We start from the raw sequence: 1,804 nt of genomic DNA, 5'->3' as shown, positions 1-1,804 counted from the left end.
CGACCCGACCACCGCCCCGGGACCCGGCTGGCTCTACGCCGGCGTCGCCACGAAACGAACACACGACACGCCATGAGGTCCAGCCCCGTCACCGCAACCGGCTTCACTCCATACCCCTGCGGATCGGCGCAGTCCTGGTGGCCTTTGCTCGTTCATGAGTTCAGCGCGGCCGTGGGCGGGGTACGAGCAGCGCGCACGGGCGGGTAGATGCCGGCGATCGCCCCGATCGCCAGTGCGGCCGTGACCGCTGAGCCGATCAGGGTGCCCAACGCACCGCCCAGCCCGGACAGCAGCAGTGCCTCGGCCAGGAACTGGGCGCGGATGTGGGCCTGGGTGGCCCCGAGTGATCGACGCAGCCCAATCTCGCGGCGGCGTTCGAGCACGGATATGATCATGGTGTTGGCCACGCCGATCCCTCCGACGAGCAGCGCGACCGAGCCGAGCCCGACGAGCAGGCCGGTGAATGCCCGGTCAGCGGCGTACTTCGCGGCGAGCGCGTCAGACGGACGGGAGACTTGACCTGTTGGGCTCGTAAATTCGATTCGGTAGCTGTGACGTGCGGCTTTGTGCGAGGTCGGCCCAACCACAGCGGCGATGATCCAGGGTATGGCAGCCTCGCTGGTGTACCTGCTCCTGCGCCAGATCCTGCAGATGCTGATCCAGCTCGCCCGGGACGGCGGCGCGAAGGACGTCGAATTCCTGGTCTTACGGCATCAGGTGGCGGTGCTGCGCTGGCAGGTGCACCGACCCGATCTCCAGCCCGCTGACCGGGTGGTGCTGGCGGCGTTGTCACGGCTGCTGCCCCGGCAACGCTGGGCGACGTTCTTCGTCACCCCGGCGACCCTGCTGCGCTGGCATCGACAGCTGATCGCACGCCATTGGACCTACCCACACGCGCGACCCGGCCGGCCGCCCGTCGACCGCGAGATCCGGGACCTGGTCGTGCGACTGGCAGCAGAGAACCCGACCTGGGGACATCGCCGGGTGCAGGGTGAGCTGGCTCGTCTGGGCTACCAGCTCGCGGCCAGCACGATATGGAAGACCCTGCACCAGGCCGGCGTCGACCCGGCACCCCGCCGAACGGGACCAACCTGGCAACAATTCCTGACCGCCCAGGCGCACGCCATCTTGGCCTGCGACTTCTTCACCGTCGCCACCGCTGAAACGGATCTCCGTACTGTTCTTCATCGAGCTCGCCACCCGCCACGTCCACGTCGTCGGTGTCACCGCACACCCGACCGGTACCTGGGTCACGCAACAAGCACGGAACCTGCTCATCAGCCTCGACCAGCGCGCCGACGGGCTCCGGTTCCTGCTCCGCGATCACGATACGAAGTTCACCGCCGCCTTCGACACGGTCTTCACCTCCGCGGGCATCGACGTAATTCGAATACCGCCACAAGCCCCGACGGCGAACGCTTTCGCGGAGCGCTGGGTGGGGACCGTCCGGCGCGAGTGCACCAACCGGATGCTCATCGCCGGCGAACGGCACCTGGCCAGCGTCCTGACCAAGTACACCGAGCATTACAACGGCCACCGCCCACACCGATCCCTCGGCCAGCGACCACCGAACCCGCCACCGCAGGTCGTTGACCTCAACGCCGCTCGAGTCCGACGACGCCCAATCCTGGGCGGATTGATCAACGAATACTCGCAGGCAGCGTAGCCCGAATCTGATTTACGAGCCCGACAGGGCAACCCAGTGGCCGCCGCCAGCCCCTGGACTGGGAGCGGCCAGACCTGGTCCTTCCAACGGATCGGCTACATCGGCGTGATCAACCCCTCGGTCGATCCGCAGTACTCA

General features: G+C 67.5%; 2 protein-coding genes and 1 pseudogene. 1 reads left to right on the top strand and 2 read right to left on the bottom strand.

Features of this window, described 5'->3' with window-relative positions; all coding sequences use genetic code 11:
* Window positions 1-152: 152 nt before the first annotated feature.
* Window positions 153-515, bottom strand: a pseudogene (locus tag AB0K00_RS57715) (ABC transporter permease); the annotation flags it as partial.
* A 629-nt stretch (window positions 516-1,144) separates the two neighbouring features.
* The gene (locus AB0K00_RS57710) at window positions 1,145-1,492 is read right to left on the bottom strand and encodes a hypothetical protein (RefSeq protein ID WP_363540213.1); all 348 of its coding nucleotides are present in this window, start codon (window positions 1,490-1,492) and stop codon (window positions 1,145-1,147) included.
* Between AB0K00_RS57710 and AB0K00_RS57705 the strand changes: the two genes are divergently transcribed.
* On the top strand, window positions 1,376-1,666 hold the full coding sequence (locus tag AB0K00_RS57705; protein ID WP_363540215.1) for an integrase core domain-containing protein: 291 nt from the start codon (window positions 1,376-1,378) through the stop codon (window positions 1,664-1,666). The genes AB0K00_RS57710 and AB0K00_RS57705 overlap by 117 nt on opposite strands.
* Window positions 1,667-1,804: the final 138 nt, after the last annotated feature.

Source organism: Dactylosporangium sp. NPDC049525, assembly GCF_040676755.1.
Taxonomy (GTDB): domain Bacteria; phylum Actinomycetota; class Actinomycetes; order Mycobacteriales; family Micromonosporaceae; genus Dactylosporangium.
Note: the sequence above shows the minus strand (reverse complement) of the source record. Positions and strands in the feature narration are given on the sequence as shown.